This window comes from Undibacterium sp. Di24W (assembly GCF_049340325.1).
Classification (GTDB): Bacteria; Pseudomonadota; Gammaproteobacteria; order Burkholderiales; family Burkholderiaceae_D; genus Undibacterium.
The window spans coordinates 584,158-609,501 of the sequence record NZ_JBMPOP010000002.1; the positions used below are offsets into that span (position 1 = coordinate 584,158).

A 25,344-nucleotide genomic window follows, 5' to 3' on the forward strand; every position below is an offset into this window, starting at 1 on the left:
CATAAACTTCGCTGAAAATTGAACCTATGCCTCGTAGGGTATCTTAGCTCAATCTGATTTTTTTACATTTCAAAATTCTAGGTCTTTTTCCACTGCAGTCGATTAAATATTTCTTTTGAGAAGCGTCGTTTTACGCCAAAATGTAACATATGCGGGAATTGTTCAAATAATTATTTGAATAGCCACAGAGTGACTACCTTGAACCTAAGTACCTTATTGGTATTTTATTAAAAGATGATGATGAAAAAAAAGTATGACATTTATGGCCTGGGTGCCGCCTTGGTTGATACCGAAATCACCTTGGATGACGCTGACTTAAAGCATATGCAAGTTGATAAAGGTGTGATGACTTTGGTCGATGAGGCGCGCCAAAAAGAATTGATCGCAGCCTTAGATCACCACCTGGTCGCATCAAAACGTGCCAGTGGTGGATCGGCGGCAAATACGATTATTGCTGCTAGCTATTTTGGTTGCCAGAATTTTTACTCTTGCAAAGTTGCGGCCGATGAGAATGGCGCTTTTTATTTGAATGACATGCAGGCGGCAGGCGTAACTACGCCCTCTCACATCACGCCTCCCGCAGGAACCACAGGTAAGTGCCTGGTAATGATTACGCCAGATGCTGAGCGTACTATGAACACCTACTTGGGCATTAGTGAACAATTGTCTGTGAATGAAATTGATTTTACTGCAGTACCAGAAGCGAACTATGTCTATATTGAAGGTTACTTGGTGACTTCTGTGACAGGCAGAGCCGCAGCGATTAAATTGCGTGAACATGCTCAAGAACATGGAACTCAAGTTGCCTTAAGTTTGTCTGATCCGGCCATGGTGCAGTTTTTCCGGGATGGTTTGCTAGAAATGATAGGTGAGCAGGTTGATTTGATTTTCTGCAACAGGGATGAGGCTTTGGGATTTATTCAAACCGACGATTTCGAACAAGCCTGTTTGGGTTTGCAGAAGTACGCTAAGCGATTTGCCATCACTTGCGGTGCTGACGGTGCTTTTGTATTTGATGGTGAACAACTGATACAGGTTGCTGCGCCTAAGGTCGAACCTATCGATACCAATGGTGCCGGTGATATGTTTGCCGGTGCGTTCTTATTTGCTTTGAGCCAAGCTCACAATTTTGGGCAAGCAGCAGCGTTTGCTAACCAAGCCGCCGCTCAGGTAGTTACACAGTATGGTCCTCGTTTGCAAGCGGCACAACACCATGTTCTGAGGGCAGATTTTTTCGGTGCCTAAATATTGCGGCATCAATTTTGGTACCTGAGTTTCAGCGCCTTAATTTTGATGCCGAATTTCGATGCAGATAAATGAAGTTTGTCTGCATCAGAGAGTCTGCGCTAAAGCGGCTTTCAGCTTGTGCAAAAGTTTCCACCTCGACGCTACCCGCTCAATCACAAAGAACAACCACAGAGTACAACGCAGTCTATGTTTGCTTCATTTTCTAACCGGATGACAGGCTATTTCGCCGCAGTATTAATTGCGTCGTTGGGTATTCTGTTTGTCCTTTGGTACTTTGGTTGGAGTGCGCTCGGTTTGGTCGGAGCTAGTCAGCAGAGACTCGATGCAGTGATGCAAATGCTAAGCGTGAAAGTGGACTTGCAACGCGATATGATTTCGCGTGAGTTGCAACAGGCAAGTGGCGATGCTTTGTTGATAGCGGAAAGCGCTGAGTTGCAACAAGCTTTCTTGGCGCAGCCATCGCAGAGAACAGGGCAAGACGTAATGGCGAATTTAGCCAACTCCATGCAAGCAATATTGAAACGTCAGGAACGCGCCTATCCACGACGTTTTAGCCGTTTGATGTTGCTTGATCCTGAACGCACTTTCATTCTTGCTAGCAGTCTGGATGCAGAGTCACAAACTGCATTGTTTGACACGGGTTTTACAACTCAGTGCCAGCAGCTATCCGTGCCATGTCGTATCACCAGCTGGATGCGCCCAGGTGGCAATCGAGAACTGATCGTCGTACGCGAGATCAATCTTACGAGTTCAGCGCAGCCTCCAGTGTCTACTTTCAATTTAAATGGAAATCCTTTGAATGCGCAACTGCCCACCAAATTGTGGTTGATTGCCGTGCTCAATTGGGAACAGATGTTCAGCGCCGACATCGCGCTAGCAACGGGTTTGCATCACCAAAGCGATAGCACTTTACTGTACGATAGCAACGCCAATTTATTGATGCGTTTTCCTATACTGCAGCAAACACAAAATCAATTGTTAGATGTGGCACCGGGTAGTGGTGTTGAAAAAGTTTTACTACAAACAAATCAAGTAGGTGATGAGTTTATTGTGGTTTATCGCCAGTTGAGATTGGGGACACAAGCCACTTGGAACTTGGTACACAGCGTTCGTAAATCAGAAGTTCTCTCCGGTCTCCCTGAAGGCCTAAATTTCTTGCTGATCGCAGGCACATTAATTACTTTGCTGGCACTCAACCTGATTTATCTCGCCTCGCGCCGTTTGACCCGTCCACTGGACTTATTAGCCGATGTCGCTAAGAAATTAGGGGATGGCGAGTTGGCGGTCCGAGTACCTGAGACTGTTGCGGAGTCACGTGAAATTCGTGTTTTGTCCGAAGCATTTAATGGCATGGCTGATGCAGTACAAAATGCCCGAGAGTTATTAGAAGCTCAAGTCGCACACCGCAGTCAGGAACTGGCGTGGTCTGAGGCGCGTCACCTGACCTTGTTTAATGCTACTGCCAACGCAGTGATGGTGATGGATGCTGATCGTATGATCGATTGCAATCCCGCCGCAATCAGTCTGTTTGGTGCGCAGGATAAAGAAGATTTGCTTCAGTGCAAACCTTCTGATTTGTCTCCGACATTTCAAAAAAATGGGATCAGCTCTGGTAGCTTGGCGCGCGATTACATTTTCTTGGCGCGTGATCAGGGACAGCATAGCTTTGAGTGGATGCATCGGCGTTTGGATAACGGTGACTATTTTGATGCTGAAGTCTTGTTAAACCGGGTTGAGCTTGATGGAAAGACCTTGATTCAGGCAAGCGTGCGAGACATTTCAGCGCGTAAGCGGGTTGAGGATGCCTTGCATGCAAGCGAAGAACGGCACAGAACCTTGGTTGAGTGGTCGCCAGAGGGAATTAACGTCCATCGCAAAAGTCGCCTGGTTTATGTGAATGCTTCGGCGATACGTATGCTTGGTGCTGAATCCGCTGATCAATTGATTGGCCGTTCGATCCGGGACATTATGCATCCCGATAACCATCATTTGATACAAACCCGGATTAAGTCCATGAATGAAGTGGGTGGACGCGATCAGAATTTCGAAATGAAATTTATTAAAATCGATGGCAGCGTGATTGATGTCATGGGTCAAGGTGCTTTAATCGATTTTGATGGCGAGCCCTCGGTCTATGTTGCCTGGCACGATATCACTGCTTCTAAGCGCCATGCTGAATCGCAGAGGATAGCGGCAACCGCTTTTGAATCGCAAGAAGGCATGTTTGTCACCGACGCAGCGTGGAATATTCTGCGTACGAACCAATCTTTTAATCAAATCACCGGATTTACTGCAGACGATGTGGTGGGGGCGCCGCCGCACTTCTTCAATGAGCAATTTAAGAATGAAATGGCTTACGCTGCCATGCAAAGCAGTATTCGCGAGCGTGGTTCCTGGCAAGGCGAAGTTCTGGATCAGCGAAAAAATGGGGATATGTTTCCCGCTTGGATCAATATTTCTAGCGTCACCGATGAGCAAGGCGTCATTACCCATTACGTCGGTACTTTTAACGATATCACTTTACGTAAATCGGCTGAAGATGAGATTCGTAATCTGGCGTTTTATGATCCCTTGACGCAACTGCCAAATCGCCGCCTGTTGATGGATAGATTGGAACAGGCCTTGGCATCGAGTAATCGGCATCAGCGTAAAGGCGCGCTGTTGTTTATTGATCTAGATAATTTCAAGACCTTGAATGACACTCTAGGGCATGATCAGGGCGATCGTTTGTTGCAGCAAGTCGCAGAGCGCTTGAATAGTTGTACGCGTGAGGGAGATACCGTGGCGCGCTTGGGCGGTGATGAGTTTGTCGTTATGTTAGAAAATCTTGACGAGTATTCTTTCGACGCCGCAAATCATGCAGAGACAGTCGCTATCAAGATTCTTTCTGAATTGAACCAAACCTACTGGTTAGGTGTGAATGAACATCATAGTTCGCCCAGTATTGGCATTACCTTATTTGGCGAAAAAGTAGAAACTATTTCCGAACCTTTAAAACGCGCTGATCTCGCCATGTATCAAGCGAAAGCGGCGGGTCGAAATACCATACGATTCTTTGATCCCAAAATGCAGGCGATGGTGACGCAGCGTGCGGAACTGGAAGAAGATTTACGCGAAGCGATGATGAACGATCAGTTTGAATTGTACTATCAGGCGCAGTTTAACGATGAGGGCCGTTTATTCGCGGCGGAAGTCTTAATCCGCTGGCATCATCCGGTACGCGGCATGATTTCACCTGCCGAGTTTATTCCGATTGCAGAAGATACTGGCCTGATCGCGATTCTCGGTTATTGGGTATTGAATGTCGCAACGCATCAATTAGCAAGTTGGGCGAGCCAACCAGAGTTTGCCGATCTAACCATAGCGGTGAACGTTAGCCCTAGCCAATTTCATCAGAAAAATTTTGTTGATCAAATGGAAGATGTGTTGGAACTCACTGGCGCAAATCCCCGTCGCTTGAAACTAGAGCTCACTGAAGGATTTTCGATTTCGAATATCGAAGACGTCATCGACAAAATGTCGCAGCTAAAGAAACGGGGCGTGAGTTTCTCCCTTGATGATTTTGGCACCGGCTATTCCTCACTCTCGTATTTGAAGCGATTGCCATTAGATCAGTTGAAAATTGATCAAAGTTTTGTGCGGGATATCTTAATCGACCCGAACGACGCTGCGATTTCAAAAATGGTGATTGTGTTGGCGGAAAGCCTGGGGCTGAGTGTAGTCGCTGAAGGCGTAGAAACTTTAGCGCAAAAAGCCTTTTTACAAGAGCAAGGTTGCCGTGCTTATCAAGGCTACCTATATAGCAAGCCTCTGCCACTCGCACAGTTCGAAGCTTTTGCACGGCAAGCGTATTCAGACTAGATAATAGTAAAGTAGGGCGGCCTGCGCACCTCTACGACTTCTAATCGATACTCAGGTTTGAACAGCACAGACCATTACAACGCACTCTACCAAGCTGTTTGAATAAGCCTTTTAATCTGAGCATGATTAATGATAGGGAAAGTCATTTCGTCAATCATTGCTCAAGTAGAGTTCTCAAGTGCTCCAATTCACCGTATCTATTCCGCTACTCGTGCGGAACTTATTTTCCCTGCACTAGTCTTAAACCATTAGTATCAATTCGTCCCAAGTAAAATCAAGTGGTATCTATGCCTTATCGGGTCGGCCTACTAGGTTCGGCTTAGCCCCCCGATAGCCACACCACGATGAAACTTGGTAAGAAGACTTTAACCGATAATTCAGGAGACAAAATGCAAAGACGTGATTTTCTTCATTTAGGTGGCGCCGCGCTAGGTGGTTTATTGATGCCCGCATTTGCCCGGGCGATCGAAGTCGAAGAATTATTAAAGCCAGTGTCGAATCAATTTCGCAAGAGCTTGGCCGATGTCGCCTTGAATGCCGCAACCGGCGCTGGTGCTAGCTACTGTGACGTGCGTATTGGCCGTTACTTGAACCAATTTATTTCTACACGAGATTTGAACGTGGAAAACGTGGCAAATACCGAATCGGCGGGTGTTGGTATCCGCGTCGTCGCGAACGGTGCGTACGGTTTTGCCGCCACCAATGATATGTCGCCTGACAGCGTCGCTGCCGCAGCGCGTCAAGCAGTTGCGATTGCGAAAGCGAATAGTAAATTACAAACAGCGCCGTTGCAGTTAGCCCCAGTGAAAGGCGTGGGTGAGGTTAGTTGGGCAACGCCGATCAAGAAAGACTGGCGCATCGTTCCGATTCAAGAAAAAGTTGATCTGTTGATTGCAGCGAATAAAGCGGGTATGGAAGGTGGTGCTAATTTCATGCAATCAGTGATGTTCCAGGTTAACCAGCAAAAATACTTCGCTTCCACGGATGGTTCCTATATCGATCAAGACGTGCATCGTTTGTGGATGCCGATCACAGCGACCGCGGTGGATCAAAAAACTAACAAATTCCGTTCACGTCAGGGGCTTTCCGCGCCAGTCGGTATGGGTTATGAATATTTAGATGCGCGCCCAGAAGACAAGATCAAAGCGGCTGGTGGCGTCGCAACCCTGTACAAACATTCCTATGATCTGATTGCGGATGCGCGTGCCTGCGGCGCTAGCGCCAAACAAAAATTGACAGCAAAATCAGTCGTGCCAGGTAAGTATGATCTGGTATTGAGCCCTGAACATATGTGGTTGACGATTCACGAGTCAGTTGGTCATCCGACTGAATTGGATCGCGTACTCGGCTATGAAGCGAACTTCGCTGGTACCAGTTTTGCGACCATCGATAAATGGGAAAGCAAGAAATTCAAATACGGTTCCAACAACGTCAACATCATCGCCGAAAAAACCACGCAAGGTTCACTTGGTGGTGTCGGTTACGATGATGAAGGCGTGAAGACGAAACGTTGGGACATTATTAAAGACGGCATCTTGGTCAACTACCAAGCTACTCGTGATCAGGTGCATATGCTGGGTCAAACTGAATCGCATGGCTGTTCTTATGCCGACAACTGGAGCAGTGTGCAATTCCAGCGCATGCCAAATATTTCATTGGAAGCAGGCAAAAAGCGCCTGACGCCAGATGAAATGATCAAGGATGTGAAGAAAGGGATTTATATCATCGGTGATGGTTCCTTCTCTATCGATCAACAGCGTTATAACTTCCAGTTCGGCGGTCAGATGTTCTTTGAAATTAAGAACGGCAAGATCGGTGAGCAATTAGAAGACGTCGCCTACCAGTCGAATACACAAGAATTTTGGAATGCCTGTAGCGCCACTTGTGACGAGCGCGACTGGCGCATGGGCGGCTCTTTCTTTGATGGTAAAGGTCAGCCTTCGCAATCGAGCGCGGTATCGCACGGTTCTAGTACCACACGTTTTAATGGTATTAATGTGATCAACACTGCACGCAAAATTGCTTAATGGCTTAAGGGAGCTTGATCATGAAACTACTGAGTCAACAAGAAGCGCAAGCGATTTGCAATAAAGTCTTGAGCATATCCAAAGCAGATGAATGCAATGTGCAACTGGGCGGTAGTAATACCGGAAATATTCGTTTCGCGCGTAATGCGGTATCGACCTCTGGTGCCGTTAGCGATACGCAATTGGTCGTGTCCGTGGCATATGGCAAAAAACAAGGGATCGCAACTATCAATGAATTTGATGAAAAATCATTGGAGAAAGTGGTACGCAGGGCAGAAGATTTGGCTCGCCTAGCACCGGAAAATCCTGAATTCATGCCAGCAGTAGGCAAGCAAGATTACAAAGCCTCAGCCACATTCAGTCCAAAGACAGCCGCGATTGATCCTGATTTTCGTGCTGAATTAGCGGCTTACACGATAGAAGCCTGCCGCAAAAAGAATTTGGTAGCAGCAGGATTTTTTACCGATAACAGCAGTTTTTCCAGCATTGCCAATTCGAATGGCGTATTCGGTTATCAGCAAGAAACTGGCCTGGATTTTACTTGTACCGTGCGCACTGAAGATGGTCGTGGTTCCGGTTGGGTTAAACGTTCTATCGGTGATGCTGCACGTTTTGATGCACGCGAAGCGGCTGACGTAGCAATCGAGAAAGCGCTGCGCTCGGTGAATGCAAAGGCCTTAGAGCCAGGTCGTTATACCGTGATTTTGGAACCCGCTGCAACGTCCGATTTGATCGGCAATATGCTCGGTGGCTTCGATGCGCGTCAAGCCGATGAGGGACGTAGTTTCTTATCTAAAAAAGGCGGTGGTAATCGCCTCGGCGAAAAGCTGTTCGATGAGCAAGTCAATATTTGGGCCGACCCATGGCATCCTGAAGTTGCCGTCCTGCCTTGGGATGGTTCGATGTTGCCACGTCAACGCACCGAAGTGATTAAAAACGGTCGCGTGAATGCTTTGGAGTATTCTCGCTTCTGGGCACAAAAACAAAAGCGTGATCCGCTGGCTGGCCACGGCAATATGATTATGGCAGGCACTGATAAAACCACGGCAGAGTTGATAGCGAATACTAAGAAGGGCGTGCTAGTTACGCGTACTTGGTACATCCGTATGGTCGATCCGCAATCAGTGTTATTGACTGGCTTAACGCGCGACGGCACTTTCTATATTGAGAACGGCAAGATCATGTATCCGATCAAAAATTTCCGTTTCAATGAGAGTCCTGTGACTATGCTGAACAACATCGAAGAAATCGGTAAGCCGGTGGTGATCGCTGGTGATGAAGTACCGTATCAAATGTTGATACCACCGATGAAAGTAAGAGATTTCAATTTTACTTCCTTGTCGGATGCGGTTTAACCGGTACAGATTGCGAACGGAATTAGTTACGGTAAGTTTTCTCTATTTATTCAGGAGTTGCTATGGAAAGACGTAGCTTTTTAAAGATCAGTGGCATCGCCGCCGGCAGTATGATGATCCCGGTTTATGGCAACGCAATCGCTGCCGAAGCGCTGATGAACCCAGTTGGTAATGCCTTCAAAAAATCTTTAGCAGATGCGGCAATGAGTGCTGCGACCCAGGCGGGTGCCAGTTATTGCGACGTGCGCATAGGGCGTTACGTGAATCAATTCATTACCACCCGTGATTTGCGTGTTGAAAATATCGTCAATAGTGAATCGATGGGCGTCGGCGTGCGTGTGATTGCTGGTGGTGCTTATGGTTTTGCCTCTACCAATGATCTTTCTGTTGATGCGGTGGTGAGTATGGCGCGTCAGGCGGTAGCAATCGCTAAGGCGAATGCTAAGTTGCAGACCGAACCGCTGATCCTGGCACCAGTAAAAGGTGTAGGTGAAGTCGCTTGGGCCACGCTATTCAAAAAAGACTGGCGTACGATTCCCGTCAAAGAAAAAGCCGATATGTTGATCGCAGCGAACAAAGCAGGCTTGGAAGCTGGCGCGAATTTTATGCAGTCGAATTTATTCCAGGTAAATCAGGAAAAATATTTTGCTTCGACCGATGGTTCTTATATAGATCAAGACATACATCGCTTGTGGGCACCGATGACAGCGATCGCCGTTGATAAAGCGACTAACAAATTCCGTACTCGCGAAAGTCTGTCGTCTCCAGTGGGTATGGGCTTTGAATTCTTCGATGTCAATCCTATGGATAAAGTCATGGCGGCCGGTGGTGTGGCTAGCTTGTATAAACACTCGCTGGATGTCATAGAAGAAGCGCGTGAAGCAGGTCGTCAGGCGCGTGAAAAACTTTCCGCTAAGTCGGTCGAGCCAGGTAAGTATGATTTGGTTCTGAGTCCAGAACATTTATTCTTAACGATACATGAATCTGTCGGTCATCCAACCGAGTTGGATCGTGTTCTCGGTTATGAAGCAAATTACGCGGGAACTAGTTTTGCGACGCTGGACAAATGGCGCAGTAAGAACTTTAAGTTTGGTGCTGATCGCGTCAATTTTTTCGCTGATAAAACTACACCGGGTTCTCTTGGAGCAGTTGGGTACGATGACGAAGGCGTTCCAGCAAAGCGTTGGGATATTATCAAAGACGGCGTCTTGGTTAATTACCAAGCGACACGCGATCAGGCGCACATCATTGATGAAAAAGAATCACATGGTTGCTCCTATGCTGATAGCTGGAGCAGTGTGCAATTCCAACGTATGCCGAATGTCTCTTTAGCAGCAGGCAAAGCGCAACTGACACCGGATGAAATGGTGAAAGACGTGAAGAAAGGGATTTATATCCTGGGTCGCGGTTCTTACTCGATTGATCAACAGCGCTATAACTTCCAATTCGGCGGCCAGCTCTTTTTCGAAATTAAAAACGGCAAAATTATTGGTCCGGTTGAAGATGTCGCTTACCAATCGAATACCCAGGAATTTTGGAATAGCTGTAGCGCGATTTGTGATGAGCGTGACTGGCGTATGGGAGGCTCTTTCTTTGATGGTAAAGGTCAGCCGAGTCAAGTCAGTGCGGTCTCACATGGCTCCTCTACTGCTCGCTTCAACGGTATTAATGTGATCAATACAGCGCGTAAAATTGCTTGAGGTACTTGCCCATGGCATTTATCAGCATAACAGCGGCATAAAATAAATAAGGACGATAAGATGAAAATGATGACTCAGGAAGAAGCAAAACGTATTTGCGATCGTGTAATCGGTTTTTCCAAGGCAGATGAATGTCGTGTCTCGATACAAGGAACACGTGCTGGTAATATTCGTTACGCACAAAATAGCGTATCGACTGCGGGTTTGAATCAAGATACGCAGTTGTCAGTCAGTGTTGCTTTTGGCAAGCGTCAGGGCACTGCCACCATTAATGAGTTTGATGATAAATCCTTGGAAAAAGCAGTGCGTCGCGCCGAAGATATCGCACGCTTGGCACCTGAAAATCCAGAGTTTATGCCTGCTGCTTCTAAGCAAGAATTCAAAGCGACGCCAACTTACTTCGAACAAACAGCAGCGATTGATCCCGATTATCGTGCTGAGGTCGCATTGCAAAGTATCAGCCTGGCGAAAAAGAATAAGCTGGTTGCAGCAGGATTTTTCTTGGACACCTTGGGTTTTGAAGTGATCGCTAATTCAAACGGCGTATTTGGCTTTCAAGAATCCTCTAACCTGAGTTTCAGCTGCACCGCACGTACCGAAGATGGTCGTGGTTCCGGTTGGGTGACGCGTACCGCGAATGACGCTCGCTTGTTTGATCCGCGTGAAGCTTCCGAAGTCGCGATTGAAAAAGCCATACGTTCGGTCGATGCTAAGGCTTTAGAGCCAGGTCGCTATACAGTGGTGTTGGAGCCAGCGGCCTCGTCAGATATTTTGAATTTCATGTTTAATGCCTTTGATGCGCGTCAGGCTGATGAAGGACGTAGCTTCCTTTCTAAAAAAGGCGGCGGCAATCGTCTTGGTGAAAAAATGTTTGATGAACAGGTCAATATCTGGACTGATCCGTGGAATGCGGATGCACCTGTCAATCCTTGGGATGGCGCGTCTATGCAAGCGCGCGAACGCAGTTCTATTGTTAAGAACGGCAAGATCGAGTCGTTGCAGTATTCGAATTTCTGGGCGAAGAAACAAGGTGTAGCCGCCAAAGGTCGTGCTGGCAATACGATTATGGCGGGTGGCACCAAGTCCACGGAAGAATTGATTGCGTCCACCAAAAAAGGCATCTTGGTCACGCGCACTTGGTATATCCGCTCGGTCGATCCACAATCCTTATTGGTAACCGGCTTAACGCGTGACGGCACTTTCTATATCGAGAATGGCAAGGTTAAACACCCGGTTAAAAATTTCCGTTTCAATGAAAGTCCAGTGACCATGTTAAACAATATCGATGACCTGGGTAAGACACAGGTTTTCGGTGATGGTCGCAAATCGGTGGTGCCTGCAATGAAATTGCGTGATTTTAATTTCACTTCTTTGTCGGATGCGGTATAAAGTTTTAGAGAAACCAAAGCCGATAATGTCATACCGGGCTTGACCCGGTATCCATGTTATTAGTGTCATTCGTGATTGAAACATGGATGCCGGATCAAGCCCGGCATGACGGTTCTAGCTTCATTTTTACTTCCCTCTCCGCATGAGCAATTACGACTTCTATTTCACCCGTTTAATGTATGACTCCGGCGATTGGGATGTGGATATTCGCATGCCTAGCAATGTCTTAAATTCGTTGGTGGAATACACCACGCTTCGGGTTGATACGGTGGAACGGGTGCTTGCTTTATCCGATCCCAAAATGTTGGAAGCGCCATTTTGCTATATGGCGGGACATAAGCTGGTGCAATTAAGTCCAATAGAGCGAAAACACCTGGAACGTTATATCAAGGGCGGTGGCTTTTTATTTGTCGATGATTGCAATCACGATATTGATGGCTTGTTCGCCAAATCATTCGAAGCGGAAATCGCAAAGATATTTGGAACTAAAGCTTTAAAAAAGATTCCTAATACGCATCCACTCTACACCAGTTTTTTTAGATTTGATGGACCGCCCAATACCACTGTGGAATTGAATGGCTGGGGCGATGATTTGGTACATGATTATCTCAAAGCGATAGAAATAAACGGACGTATTCGTCTACTCTACAGCAATAAAGATTATGGCTGTGAGTGGGATTATGATTTCAGGAACAAACGTTTTTTAGCGGTAGATAACACCCGTTTTGCGGTGAATATTATTCAGTATGCCTTAGGAGCGTAGTATGCAGTCGAATGTGCAAGCGAGTTGGAACGAGCAGGAAATCAGCGATCTCAGCGGCAAAGTACACGCGCTTACCGAGAGCATGTCACAGGTGATTATTGGTCAAAAAGACGTGATTGAATCTTTGGTCATTTGTCTGTTAGCCGGTGGTCACGCATTGGTTGAAGGTGTACCCGGATTGGGCAAAACTTTGCTGGTGAAATCATTAGCCCAAGCCACTGATTTGGAATTTCGCCGCGTACAATTTACGCCTGATCTGATGCCATCAGATATTGTCGGCACAGAGATTTTAGAAGAAGATACCACGACACGTCAGCGCGTATTTCGCTTCCAAAAAGGACCTGTATTTACCCAAGTTTTATTGGCTGATGAAATCAACCGCGCACCACCGAAAACGCAATCGGCTCTATTGGAAGCGATGCAAGAGCGCTGTGTGACTTTCGCTGGCCATACGCACCGTTTGCCAAAACCTTTCTTCGTGTTGGCCACGCAAAATCCGATCGAACAAGCCGGAACTTATCCTTTACCAGAAGCGCAGTTGGATCGTTTCTTATTGCGTATCGACGTTGGCTATCCGAGCGAGGATGAAGAAATGCTGATGGTAGAGCGTACCACGCATGCTGGCATAGGTGATGCAGTCAGTGCGATGGATGTCGCCTCGCTGTTACGCCTACAAGCCTTGGTGCGCGACATCGAAGTCGGTGAACACTTAGTTCGTTATGCGACCCGTCTGATACGCGCGACGCGTCCACAATTGACCCAGGTTGAGAGCGTGCGGAAACATGTGGGCTGGGGCGCTGGCCCACGTGCAGGTCAGGCTTTGGTGTTGGCATCGAAAGCACGTGCATTGATGCATGGCCGTCTGGCGGTGACGCGCGAAGATATGGCGGCAATGCTATTGCCGGTGCTAGCGCATCGTGTCTTGCGCAATTTTGAAGCGGAGGCAGATGGTGTTGCTATCGCCGATATCTTGCAGGCTTTGCGTGAGCAGATCAAGATAGATTAAGCAAAAATGTTGAATACCGCCGCTCTATTGGTGCACAGCCAAGACCTTGATTTGATCATTCGTCATGTATTGGCGGGTTTAGGTCATGGTTTGCATGCCGGACGTGAACGCGGTGCTGGTGTCGAATTTTCTGAATACCGCGCCTATGCGCCTGGCGATGAATGGCGTCGTGTCGATTGGAAATTGTTGGCACGTAATGATCGCTATTATGTGCGTGAGGCCGAGCGCGATAGTCATGTTGCGATCTGGTTGTGGCTAGATGCCAGCGCATCGATGGCAGAGCCTAGCTATCAATATCCCGGTGTGACCAAATTACATTTCGCGCGTGCTATCTTGGCTTGTCTGGCAGCGGTAGCGCAACGTCAGGGTGATGCATTTGGCTTACTCGTCGCTCAAAACGCTAGACTACAAATCACACCCGCGTCACGCGGACCGCGACAGCTCCATCGCGTCATGGCGCAGCTCAATCAAACGCAGGCACAAGGCGCTTTGCCCGATGCCGCTATGGTGAAATCTCAGCTGCATTTCGCCCGTGCGCCTAGCTTGATATTCGCTGTCAGTGATTTCCTTGAATGGCCTTCGTCCAGTTCGGAGAACCTGATCCGCCTGCGTCAAATGCAGCACGATGTACGTGCGCTATGTTTGCAGACGCAAGCGGAGCGTAACGCCAGTTTTTCGACTGATGTCGCCTATGTTGATCCCGAACAGCCAGACAATCTGGTAAAGATATCGGATAGCAGCCGAGCCGACTATAAGACCGCACTGGAGGCACACTTTGCGAACGTCGCACAGCAATGTCGCCAAGTGAATATTCCTTATCTTGCCGCATGTATAGAGCAAGATATAGGCAAAGTCTTGCGTGACTGGCTAAGATTGGCGGGACGCGCATGAGTAGTATGTCTGCTTACTGGTGGCTATTACTGCCGCTGATTATTCTTCCGATCATGTGGTTACGCCAAAAGCGTGAGAGTTCGCTGCGTCAAAGTTTAGCGACTGCAAAATTTCTAGCTGCGGCCAGTCCGCACATGGTGCAAGTCTGGCGCTGGCAAGCGTGGCTATTACTCATTTTGCGTTGCCTGTTACTGTTGATCGCGATCGCTTATCTGGCGAGTATCTTTATGCGTTGGCGCGGTGACACGGTGTTGATTGCGTCTGGCAGTGATAGTGCTTGGGTAGAGCAACAGATCAATGCCAGCAAAATGCAGGATGCTAAGCGTATGAGTTTTTGCGCCAACATCAGTTGCGATATCCAAAGTACACAGATCCTATATTGGCTGGAACAACATCAAAGCTGGTGGAAAGAATCGGCACGACTCTTGGTCTTGGGCGATGCGAACCAGATTAGACTCAATGCACAAAGCCCACAATTGGCGCAGGCTTTGGAAGTAAAAGTACGGCCGCCTTCAAATGCCAACAAGCAGGAAAAAACTAAGCCGGCAGATCACTACATCGCCTTGCACAGCGACAGAGCCGCAGCATGGCAGCATATGTTCACGGCGTTTGCGGCGGCTGGTCGCGCTGATCACAATTATGTCTGGCAGCAAGCGCCGGACGCGCAGACTGAATTAGTGATTTGGGATAGCACGCAGGCGGTTCCGCAAAACTGGAAAACGAATTCAAAAGCGCATCTTTGGTGGTTAAGTTCAAGTGCCGGTATCGTCAATGATCAGGCAACGGAAGAGAAACACCCTGGCTTGCAATCGCTGGCAGACGGTAAGACTTTTATTAAACAATTCAAAACTGCTGAGAGCCGTTATTGGTTAATGCAGAGCGGCAGTGATTGGCCTATAAGTCTAAATGACCGACAAAACGCAAAAAAACTATTCGAAGCCTGGCAAGTGATGAGTTTGAAGGTACAGGATTATCCGGCGACTTCGTTCACTCTGCCCGCGAGTAAGAACGCCATACCACTGCAGCAGCAAGAAAACACGCGCGATGTTTTGCTGGTTTTACTGTTGTGTATTTTCGCCTTAGAACGGATATTGACCCATGTCGGACGTCGCTGAAGTTCGCCGTCGTGTAACGGCTAAATTGTGGCGTGCTGCCAGTTTGTATAGTTTTCCGGCATGGATAGCAATAGTCGCGCCCTGGATCATTTTGCGCCAGCTCTTACCGGTGTTAATGGAGTTGGTCGCAGCTGTCTTATATTCTTGGTGGACAAAAAAACATATAGACGCGCATTGGATCAGTTGGAGTAACGCCAGTTTTCCTGAGTTGGAAGACAGTATGCATCTGCTAGCAAGCGATGTTGATACCGCAGCATTAAGCTCCGTCGCACAATTGCAAAGGGCTCGCCTCTCTCAGAAGATTGAACATGCATTTAATGACGCCGCTTGTCGCCATCTGGCGAGACGGTATTTATCTTTTCCACGTAGTTTGATTATTCTCAGTTGTTTGCTTTCAGTGGCATGGTTTTTCGTACCAGCTCAAACGACTGCACTTAAAGATGGTTCGCTGATAAACGAAATCAAAGCTAAGCCAAGCTTACAACACCATTCAGCATTGAGTGTGCATGTGACACCACCGGCTTACACCAAGCTGCCTGCTTTCACGAGCGCACCAAAAGAAATGCAAATTCCGGAAAATAGTCAAGTGCGCTGGTGCATGGCAACGCCGTCAAGCGCCGAGAGCGCTAAAGAAGCGCTGAGTATTCATTTAAGTAACGGACAAACGCTGATTTTTGTTCAACGTGGCGAAGTGCATTGCGCGGAATGGCAGGCAAGTGAAACCGTATTCTGGAGTTGGAGTGCCGATGCAGCTAAGACCCGTATCGTACTCAAAGTGCAGTTAGATCAGGCACCGCAAATCAAAATCACAACGCCGACCGACATGGTGCAGGTGCTGGCGCAGGATGCAAAACAAGTCCGCATCGCATTGCGTATCACGGATGACTATCAAATTACGCAAGCCAGTATGCACATGACCTTAGCTCGCGGTAGCGGCGAAAATATTCGTTTCAGCGACAAGGAAATGCCAGTCCCGCAAGGCAAAGACAGTAAGCTGCGCGAGTGGGATAAACTATGGTCATTAAGTGAATTGGGGATGGAGCCTGGTGACGAGCTGTATTTCTTCGTTCGTGCGACCGACAATGCCGACAAGAATCCGCACATTACACGCTCACCGACCTACACTTTACGTCTGCCGTCACCCGACGCCGCGGCAGAAGAAAGCTTGGCACTGCCCATGATGGTCAAAGTAGAGTCCTTGCGTAGCCAGCGTCAGATTATTATCGACACCGAACAACTACTGGCCGATATCAAAGCTAATCCAAAATTAAATCCTAATTTGATCCGTACGCGTAGCGAAATGATCGCTGGTGATCAGGGTGCGTTAAGAAGACGCTATGGAAAATTCTTGGGTGAAGAATCGAGCCTGTTTGCTGATGACGACGGTGATCACGGAGATCATTCTGACCACGATGGGCATGGGAAGAAGGGCGATAGCGCACCCGTCGATTTAGCCGCCCAATATGGGCACGCTCACGATCAAGAAGAGAATGCGACTTTATTTGATGAAGCGACTAAGAAGATCTTAAGACGCGCTCTGGCTGCAATGTGGGATGCAGAAAAATCTCTGCGAGCTATTACGCCAGCCAGCGCATTAGCACCAGAAAATAAGGCCTTAGAAGCCATCAAGCAATTGCAACAAGCAGACCGAATTTATCTACACAAAGCTGCATTTACACCGCCCGCGATCAAAGAAGAAAAGCGCATGAGCGGCGATGTTTTAGATTTGAAAAATACGAGCAAAAAACAAAATGAGGCCGCAGTTATTGTGCCAGAAGCTATTCGTAATCTATTGATCACCTTGCAGCGTCAAGACAGTTTGCCAGCGCTGTGGTCAAAAACAGCACGTGATTGGATTGCGGAACAAATCAACAACGAAGAACAACGACTTGCAGCACAGGCAGCGATACAAGATGTGATTGATGGTTGTGCGACTTGCCGCCCCGCCTTAGCGGCATGGATACGTCAGGGTATATCGCATGCAGAGCTGATTTTGCAAGGTCGTAGCGTTTTAAAACCTAAGCAAAACAGTGCCTTTGATAAAGCGTGGGAAGCGTCTTTACAAAACAAGCAGCCGCCATCAGCGAATGGAAAACAGCCATGAGTGAATTAGACTTTTCTTTATCAAATTGGCAGTTGATTTTGCTCTTAGTCCTATTCGTCATTGCCGGAGTCTCTGTTTTTTATTATTGGCGCAAGAGGCAAATTTTGGATGCGCTGTTGATTAGCTGCGCTGCTGTATGCATTGCCGTTTTGATTCTAGATCCGCGCATGCTGGCGGGTGACAAAGTTGTTGTAATCGACAGTGATGATAGCCACTTGAACATGGCGCAGTTAGCGTTAGACATGAGCAAAGCACAGAGCGCACAACTCAAAGGCGATGGCTTGAACGAGGCGCAATGGCAAGACTTGCCGCGTATTCCTGTGCAATGGTTAGCGCAAACTGAAAAGCAAAAGACGACAGAAATTGTCCGTTTAGATTTTCCTATGCAGTTAGCGCAAGGTCGCATGTTCAATCTCGCCGCAGAGCGTGAACAGGTGCAAGGCGAATGGCGTCTGCAATTGCTTGCGGAGAATCAGACCGTATTAGCCGAGGCTCGTGGTAAGGAAAAACGACTGCGCTTGAACTGGTTGCCACCCGTTGCAGAGCGCATGGTATTGCAAGCACGTTTGCTCGATAGCAAAAACCAGCTAATCGAGCAAGGTCCCGTCCCTTTAGAAGTCACACCTGCACAAAGTCTCAACGTACAGGCACGTTTCGCCGCTCCCTCTTTCGATACGCAAACTTTGAATGAATTATTCACTCAAAGCCAGGCTAAATTAGATTGGCAAACCAGATTAGGTAAAACTGTCACTCGCTCCGAGACTAAAGACGACGCTGTAAATGCGAATGGCAGCCGTTCGTCCGAGAATAATGAATCAGAGCGCAATATGCAGAATAAGCAAGCACCAGACTTAGTGATACAAGACGCTGCTAACTTTGAACAGATGAGTGCTATTGCACGCACGCAGCTCTTACAACAAGTCGCGCAGGGCAGTGCACTGATCATACTCGGTGCCAATGCCCGCGACAGCAATGTATGGCAGCGAGAAATAGGGCTGCGCATATCGCCGACCCCTTCGGATAAAGAGCTAGCCATTAACTCTCTGATGAGTTTGAGTCCTACTTCACTAGTCCCGCAAATCAAGCAAAGTCAGGACTGGCGTCAACCTGCAGACCGCCCATGGTTAGCGCAGCGCAGTTGGAAAAAAGGGCAAATAATCTGGCTCGCAGTCGCCGACTGGCACCGCTACAAAATAAGCGCCCCAGATGCCTTAAGCTTGTGGTGGCAAGATATTCTGGATCTGGCGCAAGTAGAAAAAAATCAGGACTGGCGTGTGCAGTCCGAGCAAGCTATGCCACAAATCGGTCAACGCATGCGTGTCTGTAGCCAAGGTTTACCATCACAAGATTTGATCCTACTTTCACAAAATTCACGCCAACATTTGCAAGCGGCGGCGGATAAAGCAGATGCATTATGCACGGCATTCATTCCAAGCAAAGCTGGTTGGCAAGAATGGCAAACGCAAAGCGACAACAAAGCTACTGCCAGCGGTGCCTTCTACGTTTATCAAAACCAAGACTGGCCAGCATGGAAAAAGGCACAGCGCCGTGACGCAACCACCGCGTTTGTCGCTAACACAGCATTGAAAAATGAATCTAAGCAAGCATCGCAACAAACAACAGAAAAATGGCCCTGGGTTTTGGGTTTGATCGCTTTGATGTTGATGTTGTGGTGGCGCGAACAGCGTGCATGAACTATTCAGACAAGCGATCAACAAGAATTTATCGATCGCTATTGATGAAAAATTGATATTACTATAAGGTCATGGACTTGGGAATCAATACCAGCGACCGACATACTTAGCATGAACCATCAAGAACCACCAAGAGCCGAGTCAGATTATCCACCTTTTTACCTTAAGCTCATCCAGATCCGTAATGCGGGTTTGATAGTATGCTGTGGAAAGAGCTAGTGTATCGATGTGAAACTAATTTGAAATAGCTGATCAAGGCGACCCGGAGCTGAAGTCTAATTCTTGGAGAATTAATAGGTCAGACGTCATGCTGATCTATATTGGTTCAGTTTTTCAATACGATTGGTAAGAAAATGAAACTCGTGAAATTAGGAAGTAAAAAAGTATTTGTTATTTCAGGCTTTGTAGTGATCTTTGTTTTAGTGTTTGCAGCTATGTCATTTGAGTCTTCCGATACTTTAAAAGTGAATCCTTTTGTACCCGCCGTTATGGATGAGGCCCGTTTTTCTCGTGTCGATGCTGTGGGGGACTTGGGAGGTATGCCCGTTACCATTCCTAGACACTTCGCTAATTTTGTTGAATATGAAGGCGACCCAGGTTGGAGCAAACGTGAGGGGCCTGTACCTGCGCGTGATCATCATTCCAAATTGGTCAGCTTTGGTTTTAATGTGAGATTTCCAGACATGGTGGGTTTGTCGAGCGAAGAGCTTAGGGAAAATAAACAGAGTTTTAATATCTACAATACACCATGGATATATGTCGGGATTACTACTGGTAAAAATTTTGGTGATGGTTTGGGTTTAGAGCGTACGTTTGCAGGATACATGGAAGAGAATGTGTCAAAAGTAGAGCATCAAATGACTAAGCAGTTCGACTTGGATATCTATACACATGTTGTCGTAGAAGCGAATACTAAAAAAATAATTGTTGCTGATTCCTTTGATAAAGACGTCTTTATCGAGCGCAATGCTCAAGGTAAGCTTGTTGGCTTTATTACTTGCAGCAAGGTTAGCCATGCAGCGGCACCATGTGATTTATTTTTTCAATTAGATCCGAATCTTAAAGCGTGGGTCAACATTATTTTTCGACGTAGTCTTTTATCTGAGTGGAAGCAAATGAAGTCTTTGGTAACCACACTCGTACTTGATTTTAGAAAACCAGTTGACAAGGTAGAGGCAAATGCTTCCTCTGCATCGATAGCTAAGTGATGGCAGTCAAAGTAAGGTAGCGTCATGATCTTTGTAATTGCCAATATCTAATCTGACAGGCGCAAACCTCCATATCACAGCATCAAACCAAATTTGGGTCAAAACCACTTGACCCAAATCCTTGTCACAATAGGTTAAGCAGCGATCAGTAGCTTACTTCGCACTTTTCACCACAACCCCGCCCTTAATCACCACCGCGACGTTTTCTAATAGACGTACATCCTTACTAGGATCACCCGCCACCGCCACCATATCAGCAAAGCGGCCTGCTTCGAGTATGCCTACGTCTTTGCTCGACAACGCTTCTGCGGCATTGATCGTGGCGGCCTGAATGGCTTGTACTGGCGTCATGCCGTATTTCACCATGGTGGCGAATTGTTTGGCGTTGTCGCCGTGTGGATAAATACCAGCATCAGTGCCGTATACCATCTTCACACCTGCGGCATGGGCGCGGCGGAAGCCTTCGCGTTGTACGTCGGCGATTTCTCTATCCTTACGCAGATTGTCTTCCAGCACGCCGTTCTTTTTGCCTTCCGATTGGGTGTAGTCTGTGTTGTAGATATCCATAGACAAGTACGCGCCATGCTTTTTCGCTAGTGCGATACCTTCATCATCGATCAAGCTCGCATGTTCTATCGTATCGACGCCGGCACGGATCGCATCTTTAATGCCTGAGGTGCCATGTGCGTGGGCTGCGACGCGCAGACCCCATTGATGAGCTTCTTCAGCAATCGCGGTCATGTCTTTCAAACTCATTTGTTGTTGACCAGGTTCGGTGTTGTGCGAGAACACGCCACCGGTTGCGCAAATTTTGATGACCTGCGCGCCGTATTTGCGTAACTCACGTACGCGCTTACGGCCCTCTTCAGGACTATCCGCGTTGTATGGGCTTTGTTGATTCATCGAGGGTGGAAAGAAAGTCGAATCGCAATGACCACCGGTCGCACCAAAAGAGTAGGCGGCAGTAACGACGCGCGGACCAGGAATCTTGCCTTCGTCAATCGCCTGACGCAGACCAACGTCATTCCAAGCATCGGCACCAACATTGCGCACAGTCGTAAAGCCTGCATTCAAAGTGCGGCTCGCATGTGGCACCGTCAAGACCGACCAAAAGCGATCACCAAATTGCAGATTGCTGTAGCCGCCATAAGTGGGATCAGAATCCAAATGCACGTGCATGTCGATTAATCCAGGCACTAAGGTCATACCAGGCAGATCAATTTTTTGCGTATCTTTATTGGTCGTAGCGGCAGCTCCGGCCTTGGCACTAACGACGCTGACGATGCGGCCGTCTCTGACCAGAATCTGAGGATTGGCAATCATTTTGCCGCTGCGTACATCCAGCATATTGCCCGCAGAAATAAGCACATCAGCAGCAATAGCGTTACCAGCCAAGCTCAGAGCGGCTGCGAATAAAGAAGTATAAAGGGGGGATTTCATCTAGGACTCCGAAGATTATTTTAATTGCCAGACAGATAGTTTTTGGCAGCTGCTCAGTATCCTGCCTGCGCTGCTGGCGGTCAAATTTGTTTGCTTGAATTGATGTGCTTGACCAACACATGATGTGTCTGATCACGAAGTTCTGCACATGTCATGGTTGCATAAAGAAACGGAGCTTGTGATTGAACTTGCACAAGGGCTAAAGCCGATGAACCGATGCATACGATCCAAATAATTTATTTAGATGCAGACTCATTTATGTTGCGAAACTGGCGATTATGAAAATCATAAATATTTCAAGCAATTTAAAAAAACAAGCTTTGCTATTGCCCACAATAAAGTGTTGCTTTTTGTATTTTTTCAACTTGGAATCTTGCCTATTTGCATGAAGTCTTTTCAGTACGCGCCTATACTTAAATCCATCAACGCCTGTTTCTATAACAAATTGAGCACTTTAGCGCTAAAAGAGCGCTAACCGAGCGCTACGATTTTTGTGCCTGAGAATCAGGTAAAAATAGAAAAAGCGTGATGACCCCGTGTTCGCTGCTTCAATAATTCCCAATAACTGGAGGATAGAAAATGGCTAGATCAAAGGTGGTTAACTTATGTCGCGTTCTTGCGATGTTGAGTGTAGGTGGTCTCTGTAATATCAGCTATGCAGTTGATTTTACGTATTCGGGATTCGGTAACATTAGCGCAGGTAAGGTATTTAGCTCGACCGGTGTTGAGACTGGCTTTCCCGATAACAGCAAATGGAAATGTCCTTGTTACATCGCTGACTATTCCCATGGCAGCGTGTATGAGTCGCGTTGGACCTTGACGCCTGAGTCTCGCTTGGGTTTGCAGGGAGTCGCAAGCTTTAGCGATAACTTTTCGTTTACAGGTCAGGTGATGGCACGCCACGCGGCCGGAGATGCTGATCTCGGTATCGAGCAGGCATTTTTTAGTTATAACCTCAGCCCCAAGTTGACCTTGCAAGTGGGGCGCAAACGTTTGCCTCTTTTCTTCTATTCTGATTTTCAAGATGTGGCGTTCGCTTACAATTGGGCACGTGTTCCGCCTGATGTTTATGGCTGGCCTGTCGTGAATTATAACGGCGCAAATCTCACCTTCCGCGACGACATTGGCGGCTGGGCGGTTAAGTCTACGGCGTACATTGGACAAGAACATTCTAAGGAAGTCCCTATCGCGAAATTAGGCGATCCCTCCCGCGTCGATATCCATTGGGATCGTATGTATGGGATCGATTTGGAAATCAACCGTGATTGGTTCACGGCAAGGGCTGCCATTAATAAATCTCAGCAACGCCGTTTGCGTCTTGGCCCTAAGGGATTAGAACAATTCTCACCTGATCCTGCGGTTTTTGGCAAATCTTCTCCTCAAACTTATTCTTCCCTGTCATTGAACGTAGATAGAGATGACCTGGTCGTACGCAGCGAATTCTCGCGTGTCAACGCAGCCCCTGCGCGTGGTAGTTATCGCGGTTATTTGTTGGGTGCCGGTTATCGCTTCGGTAATTTCTTGCCTATGGTGACTATAAGTCGATTGAATGCGTTTAGTGCAAAAGGTGCTGCAGAAGAAGTCGATCGAAATATAGGTTTGAGCGTGCGTTACCAACTGAGCGACAGTAGTGCTTTGAAAGTTCAGCTTGATCGCAGTCGCTGGGATTTCTTAAACGGCACAGATAACACGCGCAAGTTGGCCACCGTCTCTTACGACTTTACATTTTAATGGGAGAAGATCATGAACTTTTCCCTATCAAAAAAAATGTTAACAGCGGGTTTTTCTGTGCTTGCGCTGTTTGGGTTAAATCAAACAGCGTCGGCTGATGTGGTGGTGATCGTCAATCCAGCGAATTCAGCCAGCATTGATGAAGAACAGATTGCAAAGATTTTCTTGGGACAGACCAAGACTTTCTCAAACGGTACCGAGGCGACGCCTATTGATCAAAAAGAAGGCGCAGTCCGAGAGGAATTTGGCAACAAACTACTCAAGAAAAACCCTGCTCAATTGAAGGCGCAATGGGCGCGGCAGATCTTTACCGGCGGTGCAAAGCCACCAAAAGAATTAGCCAGTGACGATGAAATCCTAAAGTTCGTCGCCAGTACTCCCGGCGCAATCGCGTATATCGATTCATCGAAAGTGAACAAGACTGTGAAAGTGCTCAAGCACTGAGTAATCCACGAGCCATATGATTTGAAATATCGCGGCAGCCAAAAGATCGGTTGCCGTTTTTTTTGATCGCTTCGTCGGCAACGGAACGGATACAAAATCAAATCCACAATGCAAAAAGCCCACCAAAGGCGGGCTCTTCATGTATTGCGTAATCCACTACTAGCCAAGACTATCTGTCAGGTGCTATCAGCTGTTCTGGCACCCATGCTATCTGCGTGGTGTACCTGTCTGAATTAGGTAGCCATCAAAATCTGATCACAATTTTGATAGTGCAATCTAACCCAAATTTTCTATTTGGCGCGTCTTCGACGCTATTTGAGTGTTGGCGTCGCACTTTTGGTCATTTTTCGCGTTCTTCGTCGCTAATAGCTAGCTATTAGCGCCTCATTCACGCAAAAACTGCCTCAAAAAGTGCATCCGCCATCATCTCAAATCCTCATGGAAAATCTGGGCTAACGAATTATTTGCTGCAATATCCGATATGCAAAGCGCACGTGAGTCGCGTTGCCTGTATCGGAAGCACAAATGATTTTCTTATTTTGTTAAATTGTCTTTCAGCGAACTTGCCGTCCACCTTGAAATATTCAAGATGGCGGCGTCGCCTGGCTAAACCATTTTCCTACGCCCCACACTATCTGTGTGGTGGTATCGGCCGGTTAGAACCAGTTTGTGCGGCTATTGTGCTATCACCTGGCACAATCAGCGCTTGCTTTTCGAACGAAATCTTTGCGGGGTTTTATCCACCTATGCTATCTGCATAGTGTGCATAACCGGTAATGGTGCCCCATAAATAAGCTCATTCTGAACGATGCTTAACGGTAAAACTAGTGATGTTCATGCAGCGTTTTTCACAAAATTTTGTATAGACGAATCTTACAAAATTTGAATATTGCTGGCTTTGTCGCCCTTAGGACTAGCGCTGCGTTCGAAAGAAACGCGTTGATTTTCCGACAGGCTTTTGAAACCAGAAGATTGGATGTCTTGAAAGTGAGCGAATAAATCCGCGCCACCAGCGTCAGGTGTGATGAAGCCGAAGCCCTTAGCATCGTTGAACCATTTGACGATTCCAGTTTGAGTGCTCATGTTATTTCCTTTAAATTCAATATGGCGGCCACGCTCTCGCTGCGAAAAAACCAACATGCGAGCGAACAGATTGCCGATAGGCGAAATTGCCTGCTAGGCACTTAAGACCAAGAGATGAGACCGAAGGAGATAAAACAGAACGACTAGAAGAGAACAGCCATGCGGAATTGGGACCAACAATAAAACGACCTGATGCAAGTACAAGCCGAAATATACACAACTATTCCGAAATCACCTAATTTATTTTTCGAAATTTTTAGAATAAATTGTGCGGCTTTCATAAAT

Annotated in this window: 17 protein-coding genes; 15 read left to right on the plus strand and 2 right to left on the minus strand. The window is 47.3% G+C overall.

Going from position 1 to position 25,344, the window contains the following annotated elements:
• The first annotated feature begins 234 nt into the window (after positions 1-234).
• From ACO0KZ_RS06045 to ACO0KZ_RS06105, 13 genes are all read left to right on the plus strand, one after another.
• Entirely contained in the window at positions 235-1,245 is a 1,011-nt protein-coding gene (locus ACO0KZ_RS06045) for an adenosine kinase (RefSeq protein WP_422993759.1), read from the plus strand.
• 189 nt (positions 1,246-1,434) lie between these two features.
• Complete coding sequence (locus ACO0KZ_RS06050) at positions 1,435-5,109, plus strand: EAL domain-containing protein (protein ID WP_422993761.1); 3,675 nt, start codon at positions 1,435-1,437, stop codon at positions 5,107-5,109.
• Positions 5,110-5,498: 389 nt separating this feature from the next.
• On the plus strand, positions 5,499-7,136 hold the full coding sequence (locus tag ACO0KZ_RS06055; RefSeq protein WP_422993763.1) for a TldD/PmbA family protein: 1,638 nt from the start codon (positions 5,499-5,501) through the stop codon (positions 7,134-7,136).
• Positions 7,137-7,156: 20 nt separating this feature from the next.
• Positions 7,157-8,491: a TldD/PmbA family protein gene (locus ACO0KZ_RS06060; protein WP_422993765.1), complete on the plus strand. Its 1,335-nt coding sequence runs from the start codon at positions 7,157-7,159 to the stop codon at positions 8,489-8,491.
• Positions 8,492-8,553: 62 nt separating this feature from the next.
• The gene (locus ACO0KZ_RS06065; protein ID WP_422993767.1) at positions 8,554-10,191 is read left to right on the plus strand and encodes a TldD/PmbA family protein; all 1,638 of its coding nucleotides are present in this window, start codon (positions 8,554-8,556) and stop codon (positions 10,189-10,191) included.
• 60 nt (positions 10,192-10,251) lie between these two features.
• Positions 10,252-11,580, plus strand: coding sequence for a TldD/PmbA family protein (locus ACO0KZ_RS06070; protein WP_422993769.1), 1,329 nt, complete (start codon positions 10,252-10,254; stop codon positions 11,578-11,580).
• A gap of 142 nt (positions 11,581-11,722) precedes the next feature.
• The gene (locus ACO0KZ_RS06075) at positions 11,723-12,343 is read left to right on the plus strand and encodes a DUF4159 domain-containing protein (RefSeq protein ID WP_422993771.1); all 621 of its coding nucleotides are present in this window, start codon (positions 11,723-11,725) and stop codon (positions 12,341-12,343) included.
• Between the two features lies 1 nt (position 12,344).
• Complete coding sequence (locus ACO0KZ_RS06080; protein WP_422993773.1) at positions 12,345-13,349, plus strand: AAA family ATPase; 1,005 nt, start codon at positions 12,345-12,347, stop codon at positions 13,347-13,349.
• 6 nt (positions 13,350-13,355) lie between these two features.
• Entirely contained in the window at positions 13,356-14,240 is an 885-nt protein-coding gene (locus ACO0KZ_RS06085) for a DUF58 domain-containing protein (RefSeq protein WP_422993775.1), read from the plus strand.
• A complete protein-coding gene (locus ACO0KZ_RS06090) occupies positions 14,237-15,355 on the plus strand; it encodes a hypothetical protein (protein ID WP_422993777.1) in 1,119 nt (372 codons plus the stop codon). Before ACO0KZ_RS06085 ends, ACO0KZ_RS06090 begins: the two co-directional genes overlap by 4 nt.
• Complete coding sequence (locus ACO0KZ_RS06095; protein WP_422993779.1) at positions 15,339-17,459, plus strand: hypothetical protein; 2,121 nt, start codon at positions 15,339-15,341, stop codon at positions 17,457-17,459. Before ACO0KZ_RS06090 ends, ACO0KZ_RS06095 begins: the two co-directional genes overlap by 17 nt.
• Entirely contained in the window at positions 17,456-19,153 is a 1,698-nt protein-coding gene (locus tag ACO0KZ_RS06100; RefSeq protein WP_422993781.1) for a hypothetical protein, read from the plus strand. Before ACO0KZ_RS06095 ends, ACO0KZ_RS06100 begins: the two co-directional genes overlap by 4 nt.
• A 353-nt stretch (positions 19,154-19,506) precedes the next feature.
• Entirely contained in the window at positions 19,507-20,361 is an 855-nt protein-coding gene (locus ACO0KZ_RS06105; protein WP_422993783.1) for a hypothetical protein, read from the plus strand.
• Positions 20,362-20,514: 153 nt separating this feature from the next.
• Here the strand turns inward: ACO0KZ_RS06105 and ACO0KZ_RS06110 are convergent, their stop codons facing one another.
• A complete protein-coding gene (locus ACO0KZ_RS06110; protein ID WP_422993785.1) occupies positions 20,515-21,801 on the minus strand; it encodes an amidohydrolase family protein in 1,287 nt (428 codons plus the stop codon).
• Positions 21,802-22,380: 579 nt separating this feature from the next.
• On the opposite strand from ACO0KZ_RS06110, the gene ACO0KZ_RS06115 reads away from it, so the two are divergent.
• Positions 22,381-23,532 (plus strand): hypothetical protein, encoded by a 1,152-nt coding sequence (locus tag ACO0KZ_RS06115; protein ID WP_422993787.1) that lies wholly within the window; start codon positions 22,381-22,383, stop codon positions 23,530-23,532.
• 12 nt (positions 23,533-23,544) lie between these two features.
• Positions 23,545-23,976, plus strand: coding sequence for a hypothetical protein (locus ACO0KZ_RS06120; RefSeq protein ID WP_422993789.1), 432 nt, complete (start codon positions 23,545-23,547; stop codon positions 23,974-23,976).
• 873 nt (positions 23,977-24,849) lie between these two features.
• On the opposite strand, the gene ACO0KZ_RS06125 is transcribed toward ACO0KZ_RS06120, so the two are convergent.
• Complete coding sequence (locus ACO0KZ_RS06125) at positions 24,850-25,059, minus strand: cold-shock protein (protein WP_186891624.1); 210 nt, start codon at positions 25,057-25,059, stop codon at positions 24,850-24,852.
• Positions 25,060-25,344: the final 285 nt, after the last annotated feature.

Excerpts from the sequence above, each read along its gene's own strand:
- ACO0KZ_RS06045 (WP_422993759.1), top strand. The coding sequence starts at position 235 with ATGATGATGAAAAAAAAGTATGACATTTATGGCCTGGGTGCCGCCTTG.
- ACO0KZ_RS06075 (WP_422993771.1), top strand. The coding sequence starts at position 11,723 with ATGAGCAATTACGACTTCTATTTCACCCGTTTAATGTATGACTCCGGC.
- ACO0KZ_RS06100 (WP_422993781.1), top strand. The coding sequence starts at position 17,456 with ATGAGTGAATTAGACTTTTCTTTATCAAATTGGCAGTTGATTTTGCTC.
- ACO0KZ_RS06090 (WP_422993777.1), top strand. The coding sequence starts at position 14,237 with ATGAGTAGTATGTCTGCTTACTGGTGGCTATTACTGCCGCTGATTATT.
- ACO0KZ_RS06120 (WP_422993789.1), top strand. The coding sequence starts at position 23,545 with ATGAACTTTTCCCTATCAAAAAAAATGTTAACAGCGGGTTTTTCTGTG.
- ACO0KZ_RS06060 (WP_422993765.1), top strand. The coding sequence starts at position 7,157 with ATGAAACTACTGAGTCAACAAGAAGCGCAAGCGATTTGCAATAAAGTC.
- ACO0KZ_RS06105 (WP_422993783.1), top strand. The coding sequence starts at position 19,507 with ATGAAACTCGTGAAATTAGGAAGTAAAAAAGTATTTGTTATTTCAGGC.
- ACO0KZ_RS06065 (WP_422993767.1), top strand. The coding sequence starts at position 8,554 with ATGGAAAGACGTAGCTTTTTAAAGATCAGTGGCATCGCCGCCGGCAGT.
- ACO0KZ_RS06085 (WP_422993775.1), top strand. The coding sequence starts at position 13,356 with ATGTTGAATACCGCCGCTCTATTGGTGCACAGCCAAGACCTTGATTTG.
- ACO0KZ_RS06125 (WP_186891624.1), bottom strand. The coding sequence starts at position 25,059 with ATGAGCACTCAAACTGGAATCGTCAAATGGTTCAACGATGCTAAGGGC.
- ACO0KZ_RS06115 (WP_422993787.1), top strand. The coding sequence starts at position 22,381 with ATGGCTAGATCAAAGGTGGTTAACTTATGTCGCGTTCTTGCGATGTTG.
- ACO0KZ_RS06070 (WP_422993769.1), top strand. The coding sequence starts at position 10,252 with ATGAAAATGATGACTCAGGAAGAAGCAAAACGTATTTGCGATCGTGTA.
- ACO0KZ_RS06110 (WP_422993785.1), bottom strand. The coding sequence starts at position 21,801 with ATGAAATCCCCCCTTTATACTTCTTTATTCGCAGCCGCTCTGAGCTTG.
- ACO0KZ_RS06095 (WP_422993779.1), top strand. The coding sequence starts at position 15,339 with ATGTCGGACGTCGCTGAAGTTCGCCGTCGTGTAACGGCTAAATTGTGG.
- ACO0KZ_RS06080 (WP_422993773.1), top strand. The coding sequence starts at position 12,345 with ATGCAGTCGAATGTGCAAGCGAGTTGGAACGAGCAGGAAATCAGCGAT.
- ACO0KZ_RS06055 (WP_422993763.1), top strand. The coding sequence starts at position 5,499 with ATGCAAAGACGTGATTTTCTTCATTTAGGTGGCGCCGCGCTAGGTGGT.
- ACO0KZ_RS06050 (WP_422993761.1), top strand. The coding sequence starts at position 1,435 with ATGTTTGCTTCATTTTCTAACCGGATGACAGGCTATTTCGCCGCAGTA.